The organism is Pseudomonas sp. TSO6, from assembly GCF_056098905.1.
Window position 1 is genome coordinate 24,524 of the sequence record NZ_JBLZWV010000061.1, and the last position, 13,541, is coordinate 38,064.

Below are 13,541 nucleotides of genomic sequence, written 5' to 3' on the forward strand. Positions count from 1 at the left end.
GGCACGCCTCTCAGAAGTGGATCACGCTGCGGATGCTCTTGCCTTCATGCATCAGGTCAAAGGCTTTGTTGATGTCCTCCAGGCCCATGGTATGGGTGATGAAGGTATCCAGCGGAATCTCGCCTTTTTCAGACATTTCCACGTAGCTTGGCAGCTCGCTGCGGCCACGCACGCCGCCAAACGCCGAACCACGCCAGACGCGGCCGGTGACCAGCTGGAACGGACGGGTGGCGATTTCCTGCCCGGCACCGGCTACGCCGATGATGACCGACTCGCCCCAACCCTTGTGGCAGCATTCCAGGGCAGCGCGCATCAGTTGCACGTTACCAATGCACTCGAAGGAGAAGTCCACCCCGCCGTCGGTGAGGTCGACGATCACTTCCTGGATCGGGCGGTCGTATTCTTTCGGGTTGATGCAGTCGGTGGCACCCAGTTGGCGGGCGATCTCGAACTTGGCCGGGTTGATGTCGACGGCAATGATGCGCGAGGCCTTGGCCTTGACCGCACCGATCACTGCCGACAGGCCGATGCCGCCCAGGCCGAAGATGGCCACGGTGTCACCGGGTTTGACCTTGGCGGTGTTGAGCACCGCGCCGATACCGGTGGTGACGCCACAGCCCAGCAGGCAGACCTTTTCCAGTGGTGCTTCTTTCTGGATCTTGGCCACGGAGATCTCCGGCAGCACGGTGTACTCGGAGAAGGTCGAGGTGCCCATGTAGTGGAACAGCTGCTGGCCCTTGTACGAGAAGCGCGTGGTGCCGTCCGGCATCAGGCCCTTGCCCTGGGTAGCGCGGATGGCCTGGCACAGGTTGGTCTTGCCCGAGAGGCAGAACTTGCACTTGCCGCATTCCGGGGTGTACAGCGGGATCACGTGGTCGCCCACGGCCACCGAGGTCACGCCCTCGCCCACCGCTTCGACGATCGCGCCGCCTTCATGGCCGAGGATCGACGGGAAGATGCCTTCCGGGTCGGCACCGGACAAGGTGTAGGCATCGGTGTGGCAGACACCACTGGCGACCACACGCAGCAGCACTTCACCGGCCTTGGGCATGGCCACGTCGACTTCGACGATTTCCAGGGGTTTCTTGGCTTCGAAGGCTACGGCAGCACGGGACTTGATCATCAAAGGTCTCCAGACAGAGGGTCGATTCAGACTCACAGTGTAATTCACCGCCTTTTGATGAATAATCCGGCCAAAGACAAAACATTATTGCCACACAGGGACAATCCATGAGTAGCCGCTGGGAAGGCATCGATGAGTTCGTCGCCGTGGCCGAATCGGGCCAGTTCACGGCAGCAGCCGAACGCCTGGGGGTTTCGTCGTCGCACATCAGCCGCCAGATCGCGCGACTGGAGGAGCGCCTGCAGACGCGCCTGCTGTACCGCAGCACCCGCCGGGTCACCCTGAGCGAGGCCGGGCAGACTTTTCTGCAGCATTGCCAGCGCCTGCAGGATGGCCGCGAGGAAGCCCTGCGCGCCATGGGTGACCTGGCCAGCGAACCCAAAGGGTTGCTGCGCATGACCTGCGCGGTCGCCTACGGCGAGCGCTTCATCGTGCCGCTGGTAACACGGTTCATGGCGCTATACCCGCAGTTGCGGGTGGATGTGGAACTGAGCAACCACACCCTCGACTTGCTGCATGAGGGCATGGACCTGGCCATCCGCCTGGGCCGCCTGGCCGATTCCCGGCTGGTGGCCACGCGCCTGGCGCCGCGGCGCATGTACCTGTGCGCCTCGCCGGCCTACCTGGAACGTTATGGCCGGCCGCACAGCCTGTCGGAACTGGCGCGGCACAATTGCCTGGTGGGCAGTTCGGACTTGTGGGCATTGCAACAGGACGGCCGCGAGATCAGCCAGCGGATACAGGGCAACTGGCGCTGCAACAGTGGCCAGGCAGTGCTGGACGCAGCGCTGCAAGGGATCGGGTTGTGCCAGTTGCCGGATTACTACGTGCTGGAGCACCTGAACAGTGGTGCGCTGGTGTCCTTGCTGGAGGCGCACCAGCCGCCAAATACGGCAGTGTGGGCGCTGTATCCGCAGCAGCGGCACCTGTCGCCGAAGGTGCGGCGGCTGGTGGATTACCTGAAGGAAGGGTTGGCGGGGTTGCCGGAATATCGCGGGATCTGATTGCAAAGGGGTCCGCTTCGCGGCCCAATCGCCGGCAAGCCAGCTCCCACAGTAACCGCGATTCCCTCAGGTCTGTGGAGATACTGTGGGAGCTGGCTTGCCGGCGATTGGGCCGCGAGGCGGACCCGGCGATTTCAGCGCCTGCCCGCCCAGCGCTGGCGCAACCATTCCAGGTCTTCGGGGCGGGTGACCTTGATGTTGTCACTGCGCCCTTCCACCAGCCGCGGCGCATGGCCGGACCATTCGATGGCAGAGGCCTCATCGGTCACCACCACGTCCGACACGAGGCACTCGGCCAGCGCCCGGTGCAACGCCCCAAGGCGGAACATCTGCGGGGTGTAAGCCTGCCAGATAGTGCTGCGGTCCACGGTGGCGCTCACCCGCCCATTGCTGTCCGCACGCTTGAGGGTGTCGCGGGCAGGCACGGCCAGCAGGCCACCCACCGGGTCGCTTGCCAGTTCCGACAACAACTTGTCCAGGTCGCTGCGCGCAAGGTTCGGCCGCGCGGCATCGTGCACCAGCACCCAGTCGCTGTCCGAGGCCCCCTGGGCATGCAGCAACAGCAACGCATTAAGCACCGAATCGGCGCGCTCACGCCCGCCCGCTGCGCGCTGGATGCGCGAGTCGCTGGCGCAACGCAGGGTGGGCCAGAACGGGTCATCTTCAGCAATGCTGACCACCACGCCGTTAAGCCCCGGGTGGCCAAGAAAACAGTCGAGGCTGTGCTCGAGAAGGGTCTGCCCGGCCAGCTCCAGGTATTGCTTGGGGCGGTCGGCAGCCATGCGGGCACCAACGCCCGCAGCAGGAATCACGGCCCAGAAGGCCGGCAAGGTATCGATCATTTCTGTGGCAACTGGAAGAGGGTTTCGCCCTCTTTGACCATTCCCAATTCGTGGCGAGCCCGCTCTTCAACGGTCTCCATGCCTTTTTTCAGCTCCAGCACTTCGGCATCGAGCACACGGTTACGCTCCAGCAGCCGCTCGTTTTCGGCATGCTGCTCGGCAATCTGCTGCTTCAGCTCGGTCACTTGCGCCAGGCTGCCATTACCCACCCACAGGCGGTACTGCAGGCCACCCAGCAGCAGGAGCAGGACGAGGAACAACCAATAAGGACTGCGCATCTAGGTATCCAGGTTAAAAAGACCGCCGCACACTATGCATTTCGGGGTCTCAAATAGCACGAAGCCTGGCCGAGGCCAGGCTTCGTAGACAGAAACCCGTTGGAACGAAGTAACGTTCAGTACGAACGTCCTACAGCTCCGGCTGCTGTCTTTTTACCATCTCTTGCTTAGCCGCGAAACTCGGCACGACCACGGTAAACCGCTTTGGCACCCAGTTGCTCTTCGATGCGCAGCAGTTGGTTGTACTTGGAAACGCGGTCGGAACGGCACAGCGAACCGGTCTTGATCTGGCCGGCAGCAGTACCCACGGCCAGGTCGGCAATGGTCGAGTCTTCGGTTTCACCGGAACGGTGCGAGATCACCGCGGTGTAGCCGGCAGCCTTGGCCATCTGGATGGCTTCCAGGGTTTCGGTCAGCGAGCCGATCTGGTTGAACTTGATCAGGATCGAGTTACCGATGCCCTTCTCGATGCCTTCCTTGAGGATCTTGGTGTTGGTCACGAACAGGTCGTCGCCAACCAGCTGTACCTTCTCGCCGATCTTGTCGGTGAGGATCTTCCAGCCAGCCCAGTCGGACTCGTCCAGGCCGTCTTCGATCGAGATGATCGGGAAGCGCTCGGTCAGGCCTTTCAGGTACTCGGCGAAGCCTTCGGCGTCGAACGACTTGCCTTCGCCGGACAGGTTGTACTTGCCGTCTTCGTAGAATTCGGAAGCCGCGCAGTCCAGTGCCAGGGTCACGTCGGTGCCCAGCTTGTAGCCGGCTTTTTCGACCGCTTCGGCGATGGCAGCCAGGGCGTCTTCGTTGGAAGCCAGGTTAGGCGCGAAACCACCTTCGTCACCCACGGCGGTGTTCAGGCCACGGGCCTTCAGCACGGCTTTGAGGTGGTGGAAGATTTCGGTACCCATGCGCAGGCCGTCGGAGAAGGTCTTGGCGCCAACCGGCTGAACCATGAACTCCTGGATGTCGACGTTGTTGTCGGCGTGCTCGCCACCGTTGATGATGTTCATCATCGGAACCGGCATCGAGTACTGGCCCGGGGTGCCGTTCAGGTTGGCGATGTGCGCGTACAGCGGCAGGTCCTGGTCCTGGGCAGCGGCCTTGGCGGCAGCCAGGGAAACAGCCAGGATGGCGTTGGCGCCCAGCTTGGCCTTGTTCTCGGTACCGTCCAGTTCGATCATGGCGCGGTCCAGGGCCTTCTGGTCGGAAGGGTCCTTGCCCAGCAGCAGGTCACGGATCGGGCCGTTGATGTTGCCGACGGCTTTCAGCACGCCCTTGCCCAGGTAACGGCTCTTGTCGCCATCACGCAGCTCCAGCGCTTCGCGCGAGCCGGTGGAAGCACCGGACGGCGCGCAAGCGCTGCCGATGATGCCGTTGTCGAGCAGTACATCGGCTTCCACGGTGGGGTTGCCACGCGAATCGAGAACTTCACGACCTTTGATGTCGACGATTTTTGCCATTGTTGTAAGCACTCCAGAATTGACGAAAACAACCTAGCTTAAGAAATTCTTGCCGTTCACCAGGCGGACTTTGCAGTGGGCAGGCCGGGTGAAGGGAGCCCCTGACCGATTGGTCAGGGGTGGATCGGGCGGTACTTTACCCGAGAAATGAGCTTTACGCGGTTTCTACCGTCGGAAAACTTTTCACCAGGTCGTCCAGTTGCTTGAGCTGGGCCAGGAATGGCTCCAGTTTGTCCAGGCGCAGGGCGCATGGGCCATCGCATTTGGCGTTGTCCGGGTCGGGGTGGGCTTCGAGGAACAGGCCGGCCAGGCCCTGGCTCATGCCGGCCTTGGCCAGGTCGGTGACCTGGGCGCGGCGGCCACCGGCGGAATCGCTGCGACCACCCGGCATCTGCAGGGCGTGGGTCACGTCGAAGAACACCGGGTACTCGAACTGCTTCATGATGCCGAAGCCGAGCATGTCCACTACAAGGTTGTTGTAGCCGAAGCTCGAACCACGCTCGCAGAGGATCAACTGGTCGTTACCGGCCTCAGCGCACTTGGCCAGGATGTGTTTCATTTCCTGGGGTGCGAGGAACTGGGCCTTCTTGATGTTGATCACCGCGCCGGTCTTGGCCATGGCCACCACCAGGTCGGTCTGCCGCGACAGGAAGGCCGGCAGCTGGATGATGTCGCACACCTTGGCGACGGGCTCGGCCTGGTAAGGCTCGTGCACGTCGGTGATCACCGGCACGTTGAAGGTGCGCTTGATCTCTTCGAAGATCTTCAGCCCTTCTTCCATGCCCGGACCACGGTAGGACGTCACCGACGAACGGTTGGCCTTGTCGAAGCTGGCCTTGAACACGTACGGGATACCGAGCTTCTCGGTCACCCGCACGTACTCTTCGCAGACCTTCATTGCCAGGTCACGGGATTCCAGGACGTTCATGCCGCCGAACAGGACGAACGGCTTGTCGTTGGCGATCTCGATGTTACCGACGCGAATGATCTTCTGGGTCATTGATCAGGCCTTGTTCTTCTGAGCCAGGGCTGCCTTGACGAAACCACTGAACAGCGGGTGGCCGTCACGCGGGGTGGAGGTGAATTCCGGGTGGAACTGGCAGGCGACGAACCATGGGTGGTCCTTGGACTCGACCACTTCCACCAGCGCGCCGTCTTCGGAACGACCGGAAACCACCAGGCCGGCATCGACCAGTTGCGGCAGCAGGTTGTTGTTCACTTCGTAGCGGTGACGGTGACGCTCGGTGATCACGTCCTTGTTGTAGCAGTCGTGCACCTTGGAGCCGGCGGCCAGCTGGCAGTCCTGTGCGCCCAGGCGCATGGTGCCACCCAGGTCGGAAGCCTCGGTACGGGTCTCGACGGCACCGGTGGCATCAGCCCACTCGGTGATCAGGCCGACTACCGGGTGGCCGCTGTTGCGGTCGAATTCGGTGGAGTTGGCGTCTTTCCAGCCCATCACGTTACGGGCGAACTCGATCACGGCCACCTGCATGCCCAGGCAGATACCCAGGTACGGTACCTTGTTCTCACGGGCGTATTGCACCGCAGTGATCTTGCCTTCCACGCCGCGCAGGCCGAAACCGCCCGGCACCAGAATGGCGTCGGCGCCTTCGAGCAGGCTGGTGCCCTGGTTCTCGATGTCTTCCGAATCGATGTAGCGCAGGTTGACCTTGGTGCGGTTGGTGATGCCGGCGTGGCTCATCGCTTCGATCAGCGATTTGTACGCATCCAGCAGCTCCATGTACTTGCCGACCATGGCGATGGTCACTTCGTGCTCTGGGTTGAGCTTGGCGTCGACCACTTTGTCCCACTCGGACAGGTCGGCGCTGTTGCACTGCAGGCCGAAGCGCTCGGTGACGAAGTCATCCAGGCCCTGAGCATGCAGGATGCCCGGGATCTTGTAGATGGTATCGGCGTCTTCCAGCGCAATCACCGCACGCTCTTCAACGTTGGTGAACTGGGCGATCTTGCGGCGCGACGAGCTGTCGATCGGGTGATCGGAGCGGCATACCAGCACGTCAGGCTGCAGGCCGATGGAGCGCAGCTCCTTGACCGAGTGCTGGGTCGGCTTGGTCTTGGTCTCGCCAGCAGTGGCGATGTACGGAACCAGCGTCAGGTGCATCAGCATCGCGCGCTTGGCGCCGACTTCGAAACGCAACTGGCGGATGGCTTCGAGGAACGGCTGCGACTCGATGTCGCCGACGGTACCGCCGATTTCCACCAGGGCCACGTCGGCATCGCCGGCACCCTTGATGATGCGACGCTTGATCTCGTCGGTGATGTGCGGGATGACCTGGATGGTCGCGCCCAGGTAGTCACCACGACGCTCTTTACGCAGCACGTGCTCGTAAATGCGACCAGTGGTGAAGTTGTTGTTCTGGGTCATGGTGGTGCGGATGAACCGCTCGTAGTGGCCCAGGTCGAGGTCAGTCTCGGCGCCATCGTGGGTGACGAACACTTCACCGTGCTGGAACGGGCTCATGGTGCCCGGATCGACGTTGATGTACGGATCCAGCTTGAGCATGGTGACCTTCAGGCCCCGCGCTTCCAGGATGGCCGCCAGGGAAGCCGAGGCAATGCCTTTCCCCAATGAAGAAACAACACCGCCCGTGACGAATATGTAGCGCGTCATGAAAAACCCTAGAAGTCTGCGTTAAGGCGGCCAGCGCCGCCGGAGAAAGCGAAGGAAGGCCGAAGCCCCCGATCACCTGCGTCAGTCACAGTGCATCTCGAAAAACTGTCGCGTCTGTACAGACCAGGGGTATCCCCGGCATGGAGCTCGCTCGTCATTTTCAGAATCAGCCCAGCAAAAAACTGCTTGGTAACCGGCAACCCCTGTGTTTTCGCGGAAGCCACAGAAGTTGTATCAAGAAGGGAGGGTAGTCTACCGGAATGTACCCTTCATCTCAAACCTTGCGCGCTCGTCGGCAACTGCCACTGCAGCTGGCAATCCGCCTGCACCAGCCCGGGCAGGTTGGCCACCGCCAGCAGGTGCTCACCCTGATACAGCAACGGCAGGCGCGGACGCAGGAAATACGGCACCCGCCGCTCATTGAGCAGACGCTTGAGATCGCGCCGGCCGCGGCCGGGAACCTCCAGCATTTCGCCGCCCTGGCGGTAGGCAATGCGCAGACCAGCCATTGGCACGGCGACATCAAGACGCACCCTGCCGTTACCTGGCAGTACCAGGGGCAACGTTGAATTCGGCCAGGCCATTTCTCCGACAGGCTGTTGCAGCCAGTCGCCGCTCAGCCACCAGATGCGGCCATCGCTGCGCAGCAACTGCCCATCGGCAAGCTGCCAGACCGGCCGGGCATCGGCGGCAGCATCGCGCAGGTCTGCCCAGCCGGCCCAATGCCGGGTGTCGGGCAAACGGGTGCGCCGGCTCAGCCAGTATTGCAAGGCATTGCGCTGACGGGCTGGCGACAGCGCCATGAGCGTGGCCAGGCCAAGGGAGTCCAGGCCCGACCAGGCGACGGACGACCCCTCCTGCGCAGGCGCCAGGTCGCCCTGGGCCAGTTCATCCAGCAGGCCCAGGGCTTCACCCAGGTGCTCTGCGGCGCGCGCGAGATTCTGGCTGGCCTGTGGCCAACGTTGTTGCAACTGCGGGAACACTTCGCCGCGCAGGTAGTTGCGGGCAAATTGTGTGTCGGTGTTTGACGGGTCTTCAATCCAGGCAAGCCCGTTCGCCTTGGCATAGTCATGCAGTTGCTGGCGTGAACGACCCAGCAACGGCCTGACCAGGGTGCCCTGCCCTAGCGCCCGCTGCCCGGGCATCGCCGCCAGGCCACGCAACCCGGCGCCGCGCAACAGGCGGAACAACAGGGTTTCGGCCTGGTCATCGCGGTGCTGCCCGGTGAACAGAATGTCGCCAGGGCCGAGGGACTGTTTGAAAGCGGCATAGCGAGCGTCGCGGGCCCCCTGTTCGAGGCTGGCGCCGGGAGTGACCTGGACGTGAATGACCTGAAGTTCGATGCCAAGGTTGTCGCAGATGGCTTGGCAGTGGGCAGGCCAGGCGTCGGCCGCGGCTTGCAGGCCGTGGTGGATATGGATGGCGCGCAGCGGGGGGGAAGCGAGGTTGCGGGCGTGAGTGGCCAGCAGGTGCAGGAGCACGGTGGAGTCGAGGCCACCGGAGAAGGCTATGCACCAGGTGGGGGCTTGCAGCCAGGGGGTGAGGGTGATCATGAGGGCCTCACATGGCTTGAGATTGCCGGCGAATGGGCCACAGAGCGGCCCCGGCGGTATGTCAGAGGCCGTAGCTCATCAGGCGCTCGTAACGGCGAGCCAGCAGCGCGTCGTTATCGAACTTGCCGAGCATGTCCAGCTGTTCGATCAGGTCAGCACGGATGCTTTCCGACACTTTCACCGGGTCACGATGGGCGCCGCCCAACGGCTCCTGGATGACCTTGTCGACGATGTTCAGGCTCTTCAGGCGCTCGGCAGTGATGCCCATGGCCTCAGCGGCATCGGCCGCCTTGTCGGCAGTCTTCCACAGGATCGACGCGCAGCCTTCCGGCGAGATCACCGAGTAGGTGGAGTATTGCAGCATGTTCAGCTGGTCGCACACGCCGATGGCCAGTGCACCGCCAGAACCACCCTCACCGATCACGGTAGCAATGATCGGGGTTTTCAGGCGCGCCATCACGCGCAGGTTCCAGGCGATTGCCTCGCTCTGGTTGCGCTCTTCGGCATCAATACCCGGGTAGGCACCCGGGGTGTCGATGAAGGTCAGGATCGGCATCTTGAAGCGCTCGGCCATTTCCATCAGGCGGCAAGCCTTGCGGTAGCCTTCAGGGCGCGGCATACCGAAGTTGCGGCGTACCTTCTCGCGCACTTCACGGCCCTTCTGGTGGCCGATGACCATGACCGGCTTGCCATCCAGGCGCGCGGTACCACCGACGATGGCGGCGTCGTCGGAGAAGTTGCGGTCACCGTGCAGCTCTTCGAACTCGGTGAAGATGTGCTCCAGGTAGTCCAGTGTGTAAGGACGACGCGGGTGACGTGCCAGGCGGGCGATCTGCCAGCTGGTCAGGTTGCCGAAGATGCTTTCGGTCAGTGTGTTGCTCTTGTCTTGCAGACGGGCAATTTCATCGCTGATGTTCAGCGAGTTGTCGTTACCTACCAGGCGCAGGCCTTCGATCTTGGCTTGCAGGTCGGCAATCGGCTGTTCGAAATCGAGAAAATTCGGGTTCATAGTCATCCGTCTTGGGTCTACGGCCAGGCGGCCGGCCGGTTGATCCGTTTGGCGCCCTACCTTAAGGGATCAGGCGCATTCAGGTCGAGATTAAATTTTTTGTCGATTCAACGATATTGCAGGAAGACGTTCTCACGCCCGAACTGGTCACGCAGCGCCTGAATCAGCCCATCGGCCGGGTCGATAGACCACTGCTCACCGAACTGCAGCATGGCCTTGGCGTCGCTGCCGGTGTACTCCAGGGTGATCGGGCAAGCACCGCGATGGCGGGTGATCAGTTCACCCAGCCACTTCAGCCGGTCGCCCTTGAGCGCCTCGTGTGCCACCTTCAGGCGCAGGCTCTCCGCCAGCTTGGTGCGCGCATCTTCCATGGTCATCACCTGCTTCACCCGCAGGCGCAGGCCGCCGGAGAAGTCGTCGTTGCTGACCTCGCCTTCGACGACCACCATCGCATCGGCCTGCAGCAAGGACTGTGCCGCCATGAAGGAATCGGCGAACAGCGAAGCCTCGATGCGCCCGGAGCGGTCATCCAGGGTGACGAAGCCCATCTTGTCGCCCTTCTTGTTCTTCATTACCCGCAGGGCAATGATCATGCCGGCGATAGTCTGGGTTTCGCGCGACGGCTTGAGGTCGATGATGCGCTGGCGGGCGAAGCGGCGGATCTCGGTCTCGTACTCATCGATCGGGTGGCCGGTGAGGTACAGGCCAAGGGTGTCCTTCTCGCCCTTCAGGCGCTCCTTGAGGGTCAGCTCGCGCACCTTGCGGTGGTTGGCATAGACGTCGACTTCCACCTCGTCGAACATGCTGCCGAACAGGTCGACATGGCCGCTGTCAGCGGTGTGAGCCGCCTGCTCTGCAGCCTTGATCGCCTCACCCAGTGCCGAGAGCAAGGTTGCTCGGTTGATGTCGATGTTGGCCTGGTAGGCCTTGATCTCATCATGGAAGTGCGGGCCAAGACGGTCCAGTGCGCCACTGCGCACCAGCGCATCCAGGGTGCGCTTGTTGACCCGCTTGAGGTCGATGCGCTCACAGAAGTCGAACAGGTCCTTGAACGGCCCGCCCTGGGCACGCGCCTCGACGATCGCTTCCACCGGGCCTTCGCCGACACCCTTGATGGCGCCCAGGCCATAGACGATACGGCCATCGTTGTTGACGGTGAACTTGAAGTCGGAAAAGTTCACATCCGGCGCGTCGAGGCGCAGCTTCATGCTGCGCACCTCCTCGACCAGCACCACCACCTTGTCGGTGTTGTGCATGTCCGCCGACAGCACGGCAGCCATGAACGGCGCCGGGAAGTGGGTTTTCAGCCAGGCGGTCTGGTAGGACACCAGGCCATAGGCGGCGGAGTGGGATTTGTTGAAGCCATAACCCGCAAACTTTTCCACCAGGTCAAAGATGTTACCGGCCAGGTCGGCATCGATGCCGTTGTTGGCGCAACCTTCGATGAAGCCACCACGCTGCTTGGCCATTTCCTCGGGTTTTTTCTTACCCATGGCCCGGCGCAGCATGTCTGCACCACCGAGGGTGTAGCCTGCCATCACCTGGGCGATCTGCATCACCTGTTCCTGGTACAGGATGATGCCGTAGGTAGGCGCCAGCACCGGCTGCAGGCCGTCATACTGGTAATCGGGGTGCGGGTAGGCCAGCTCGGCTCGGCCGTGCTTGCGGTTGATGAAGTCGTCCACCATGCCCGACTGCAGCGGGCCCGGGCGGAACAGCGCTACCAGTGCGATAAGGTCTTCGAGGCAGTCGGGCTTGAGCTTCTTGATCAGCTCCTTCATGCCACGGGATTCAAGCTGGAACACCGCAGTGGTTTCGGCTTTTTGCAGCAGCTCGTAAGTCTTGCGGTCATCCAGCGGGATGAAGTCGATGTTGAGATCTGGCAGGTTTTTCTTGGCCTGCTCGCGGTTGATGATCTCCATCGCCCACTTGATGATGGTCAGGGTCCGCAGGCCGAGGAAGTCGAACTTGACCAGGCCGGCGGCCTCGACGTCGTCCTTGTCGAACTGGGTTACCAGGCCGCCGCCCTCTTCGTCACAGGCGATCGGCGAAAAATCGGTGAGCTTGGTCGGCGCGATAACCACACCACCGGCGTGCTTGCCGGTACCCCGGGTGACGCCTTCCAGCTTCAGCGCCATGTCCCAGATTTCGCGGGCATCCTCGTCGCCCTTGAGGAAGTCGCGCAGGATTTCTTCCTGCTCGTAGGCCTTCTCCAGGGTCATGCCCACTTCGAACGGGATCATCTTCGACAGGCGGTCGGCCAGCCCGTATGACTTGCCCTGCACCCGCGCCACGTCTCGCACTACCGCCTTGGCGGCCATGGTACCAAAGGTGATGATCTGGCTGACCGCATTGCGCCCGTAGGCATCGGCCACGTATTCGATCACCCGATCCCGGCCATCCATGCAGAAGTCGACGTCGAAGTCGGGCATGGAAACCCGTTCAGGGTTGAGGAAGCGCTCGAACAGCAAGTCGTAGGCCAGTGGGTCGAGGTCGGTGATCTTCAGCACGTAGGCCACCAGCGAGCCCGCACCCGAACCACGGCCAGGTCCGACCGGCACGCCGTTGTTCTTGGCCCACTTGATGAAGTCCATCACGATCAGGAAGTAACCGGGGAAGCCCATCTGGATGATGATATCCAGCTCGAACTTCAGGCGGTCCAGGTACACCTGGCGCTTCTCTTCGTAATTGGGTGTGGTGTCTTTCGGCCACAACACCGCCAGGCGCTCTTCCAGGCCTTCGTGGGACACAAGCCGCAGGTAGTCGTCAATGCCCATACCGTTCGGTGTGGGGAAGTCGGGCAGGAAGTGCTTGCCCAGCTGCACCTGAATGTTGCAGCGCTTGGCGATCTCGACGGTGTTGGCGATGGCGTCGGGCAGGTCGCTGAACAGCTCGGCCATTTCCTCGGACGATTTCAGGTATTGCTGGTCACTGTAGCCACGCGGGCGGCGCGGGTCGTCAAGGGTCCAGCCCTCGCCAATGCAAACGCGGGTTTCGTGGGCGTCGAAGTCCGCCTGCTTGATGAAACGCACGTCGTTGGTGGCCACCAGCGGGGCGCCAAGCTTGTCGGCCAGGGCCACCGCCGCGTGCACGTATTCTTCATCGCGGGCGCGGTTGGTGCGCTGCACTTCAACGTAGAAGCGCTCGGGGAACATGCCCATCCAGTCTTGCAGCAGGGCCTGGGCTTCTTCATGCCGGCCGGACAACAAGGCCATGCCGATATCGCCCTCCTTGCCCGCTGACAGGGCAATCAGGCCCTCGCTGGCGGGGGCGATCCATTCACGCTGGAGGATGACCAACCCGTTACGCTGGCCATCGGTCCAGCCGCGCGAGATCAGCTCGGTGAGGTTGCGATAGCCCTTGGCGTCCATGGCCAGGAAGCAGATGCGCGACAGCGGCGCCTCCGGATCGGCACCGGCCAGCCACAGGTCGGCACCACAGATCGGCTTGATGCCCGCACCCATGGCAGTCTTGTAGAACTTCACCAGCGAGCACATGTTGCTCTGGTCGGTGATCGCCACCGCCGGCATGTTCATCCCGGCCAGCGCCTTGGCCAGCGGTTTGATCCGCACCAGGCCGTCGACCAGCGAGAATTCGGAGTGGACGCGCAGGTGAACGAAGGGAACCGACATGGAAGATCCTG

The 13,541-nt window shown here is 62.5% G+C and carries 10 protein-coding genes; 1 reads left to right on the top strand and 9 read right to left on the bottom strand.

Annotated features, from left to right (window positions below; genetic code table 11):
* Positions 1 to 10: 10 nt before the first annotated feature.
* A complete protein-coding gene (locus tag ACN6NG_RS23350) occupies positions 11 to 1,123 on the bottom strand; it encodes an S-(hydroxymethyl)glutathione dehydrogenase/class III alcohol dehydrogenase (protein WP_016501148.1) in 1,113 nt (370 codons plus the stop codon).
* A 107-nt stretch (positions 1,124 to 1,230) separates the two neighbouring features.
* Between ACN6NG_RS23350 and ACN6NG_RS23355 the strand changes: the two genes are divergently transcribed.
* Positions 1,231 to 2,127 carry a LysR substrate-binding domain-containing protein gene (locus ACN6NG_RS23355; RefSeq protein ID WP_023048356.1) on the top strand — a complete coding sequence of 299 codons (897 nt, stop codon included), beginning with the start codon at positions 1,231 to 1,233 and terminating at the stop codon, positions 2,125 to 2,127.
* 134 nt (positions 2,128 to 2,261) lie between these two features.
* On the opposite strand, the gene ispD is transcribed toward ACN6NG_RS23355, so the two are convergent.
* From ispD to dnaE, 8 genes are all read right to left on the bottom strand, one after another.
* Entirely contained in the window at positions 2,262 to 2,969 is a 708-nt protein-coding gene (gene ispD, locus ACN6NG_RS23360) for a 2-C-methyl-D-erythritol 4-phosphate cytidylyltransferase (protein WP_063424686.1), read from the bottom strand.
* Entirely contained in the window at positions 2,966 to 3,247 is a 282-nt protein-coding gene (gene ftsB / locus ACN6NG_RS23365) for a cell division protein FtsB (RefSeq protein WP_004375443.1), read from the bottom strand. The genes ispD and ftsB overlap by 4 nt, the downstream gene beginning before the upstream one ends.
* Positions 3,248 to 3,414: 167 nt before the next feature.
* On the bottom strand, positions 3,415 to 4,704 hold the full coding sequence (eno, locus tag ACN6NG_RS23370; RefSeq protein WP_019472204.1) for a phosphopyruvate hydratase: 1,290 nt from the start codon (positions 4,702 to 4,704) through the stop codon (positions 3,415 to 3,417).
* A 154-nt stretch (positions 4,705 to 4,858) separates the two neighbouring features.
* A complete protein-coding gene (kdsA, locus tag ACN6NG_RS23375; RefSeq protein WP_016501152.1) occupies positions 4,859 to 5,704 on the bottom strand; it encodes a 3-deoxy-8-phosphooctulonate synthase in 846 nt (281 codons plus the stop codon).
* 3 nt (positions 5,705 to 5,707) lie between these two features.
* Positions 5,708 to 7,336 (bottom strand): CTP synthase, encoded by a 1,629-nt coding sequence (locus tag ACN6NG_RS23380; RefSeq protein ID WP_019472202.1) that lies wholly within the window; start codon positions 7,334 to 7,336, stop codon positions 5,708 to 5,710.
* A gap of 269 nt (positions 7,337 to 7,605) precedes the next feature.
* Complete coding sequence (gene tilS, locus ACN6NG_RS23385; protein WP_353457289.1) at positions 7,606 to 8,889, bottom strand: tRNA lysidine(34) synthetase TilS; 1,284 nt, start codon at positions 8,887 to 8,889, stop codon at positions 7,606 to 7,608.
* A 61-nt stretch (positions 8,890 to 8,950) separates the two neighbouring features.
* Positions 8,951 to 9,898 (bottom strand): acetyl-CoA carboxylase carboxyltransferase subunit alpha, encoded by a 948-nt coding sequence (locus ACN6NG_RS23390; protein WP_474316467.1) that lies wholly within the window; start codon positions 9,896 to 9,898, stop codon positions 8,951 to 8,953.
* Positions 9,899 to 10,005: 107 nt separating this feature from the next.
* Positions 10,006 to 13,530 carry a DNA polymerase III subunit alpha gene (gene dnaE / locus ACN6NG_RS23395; protein ID WP_197863499.1) on the bottom strand — a complete coding sequence of 1,175 codons (3,525 nt, stop codon included), beginning with the start codon at positions 13,528 to 13,530 and terminating at the stop codon, positions 10,006 to 10,008.
* Between the last annotated feature and the right edge of the window lie 11 nt (positions 13,531 to 13,541).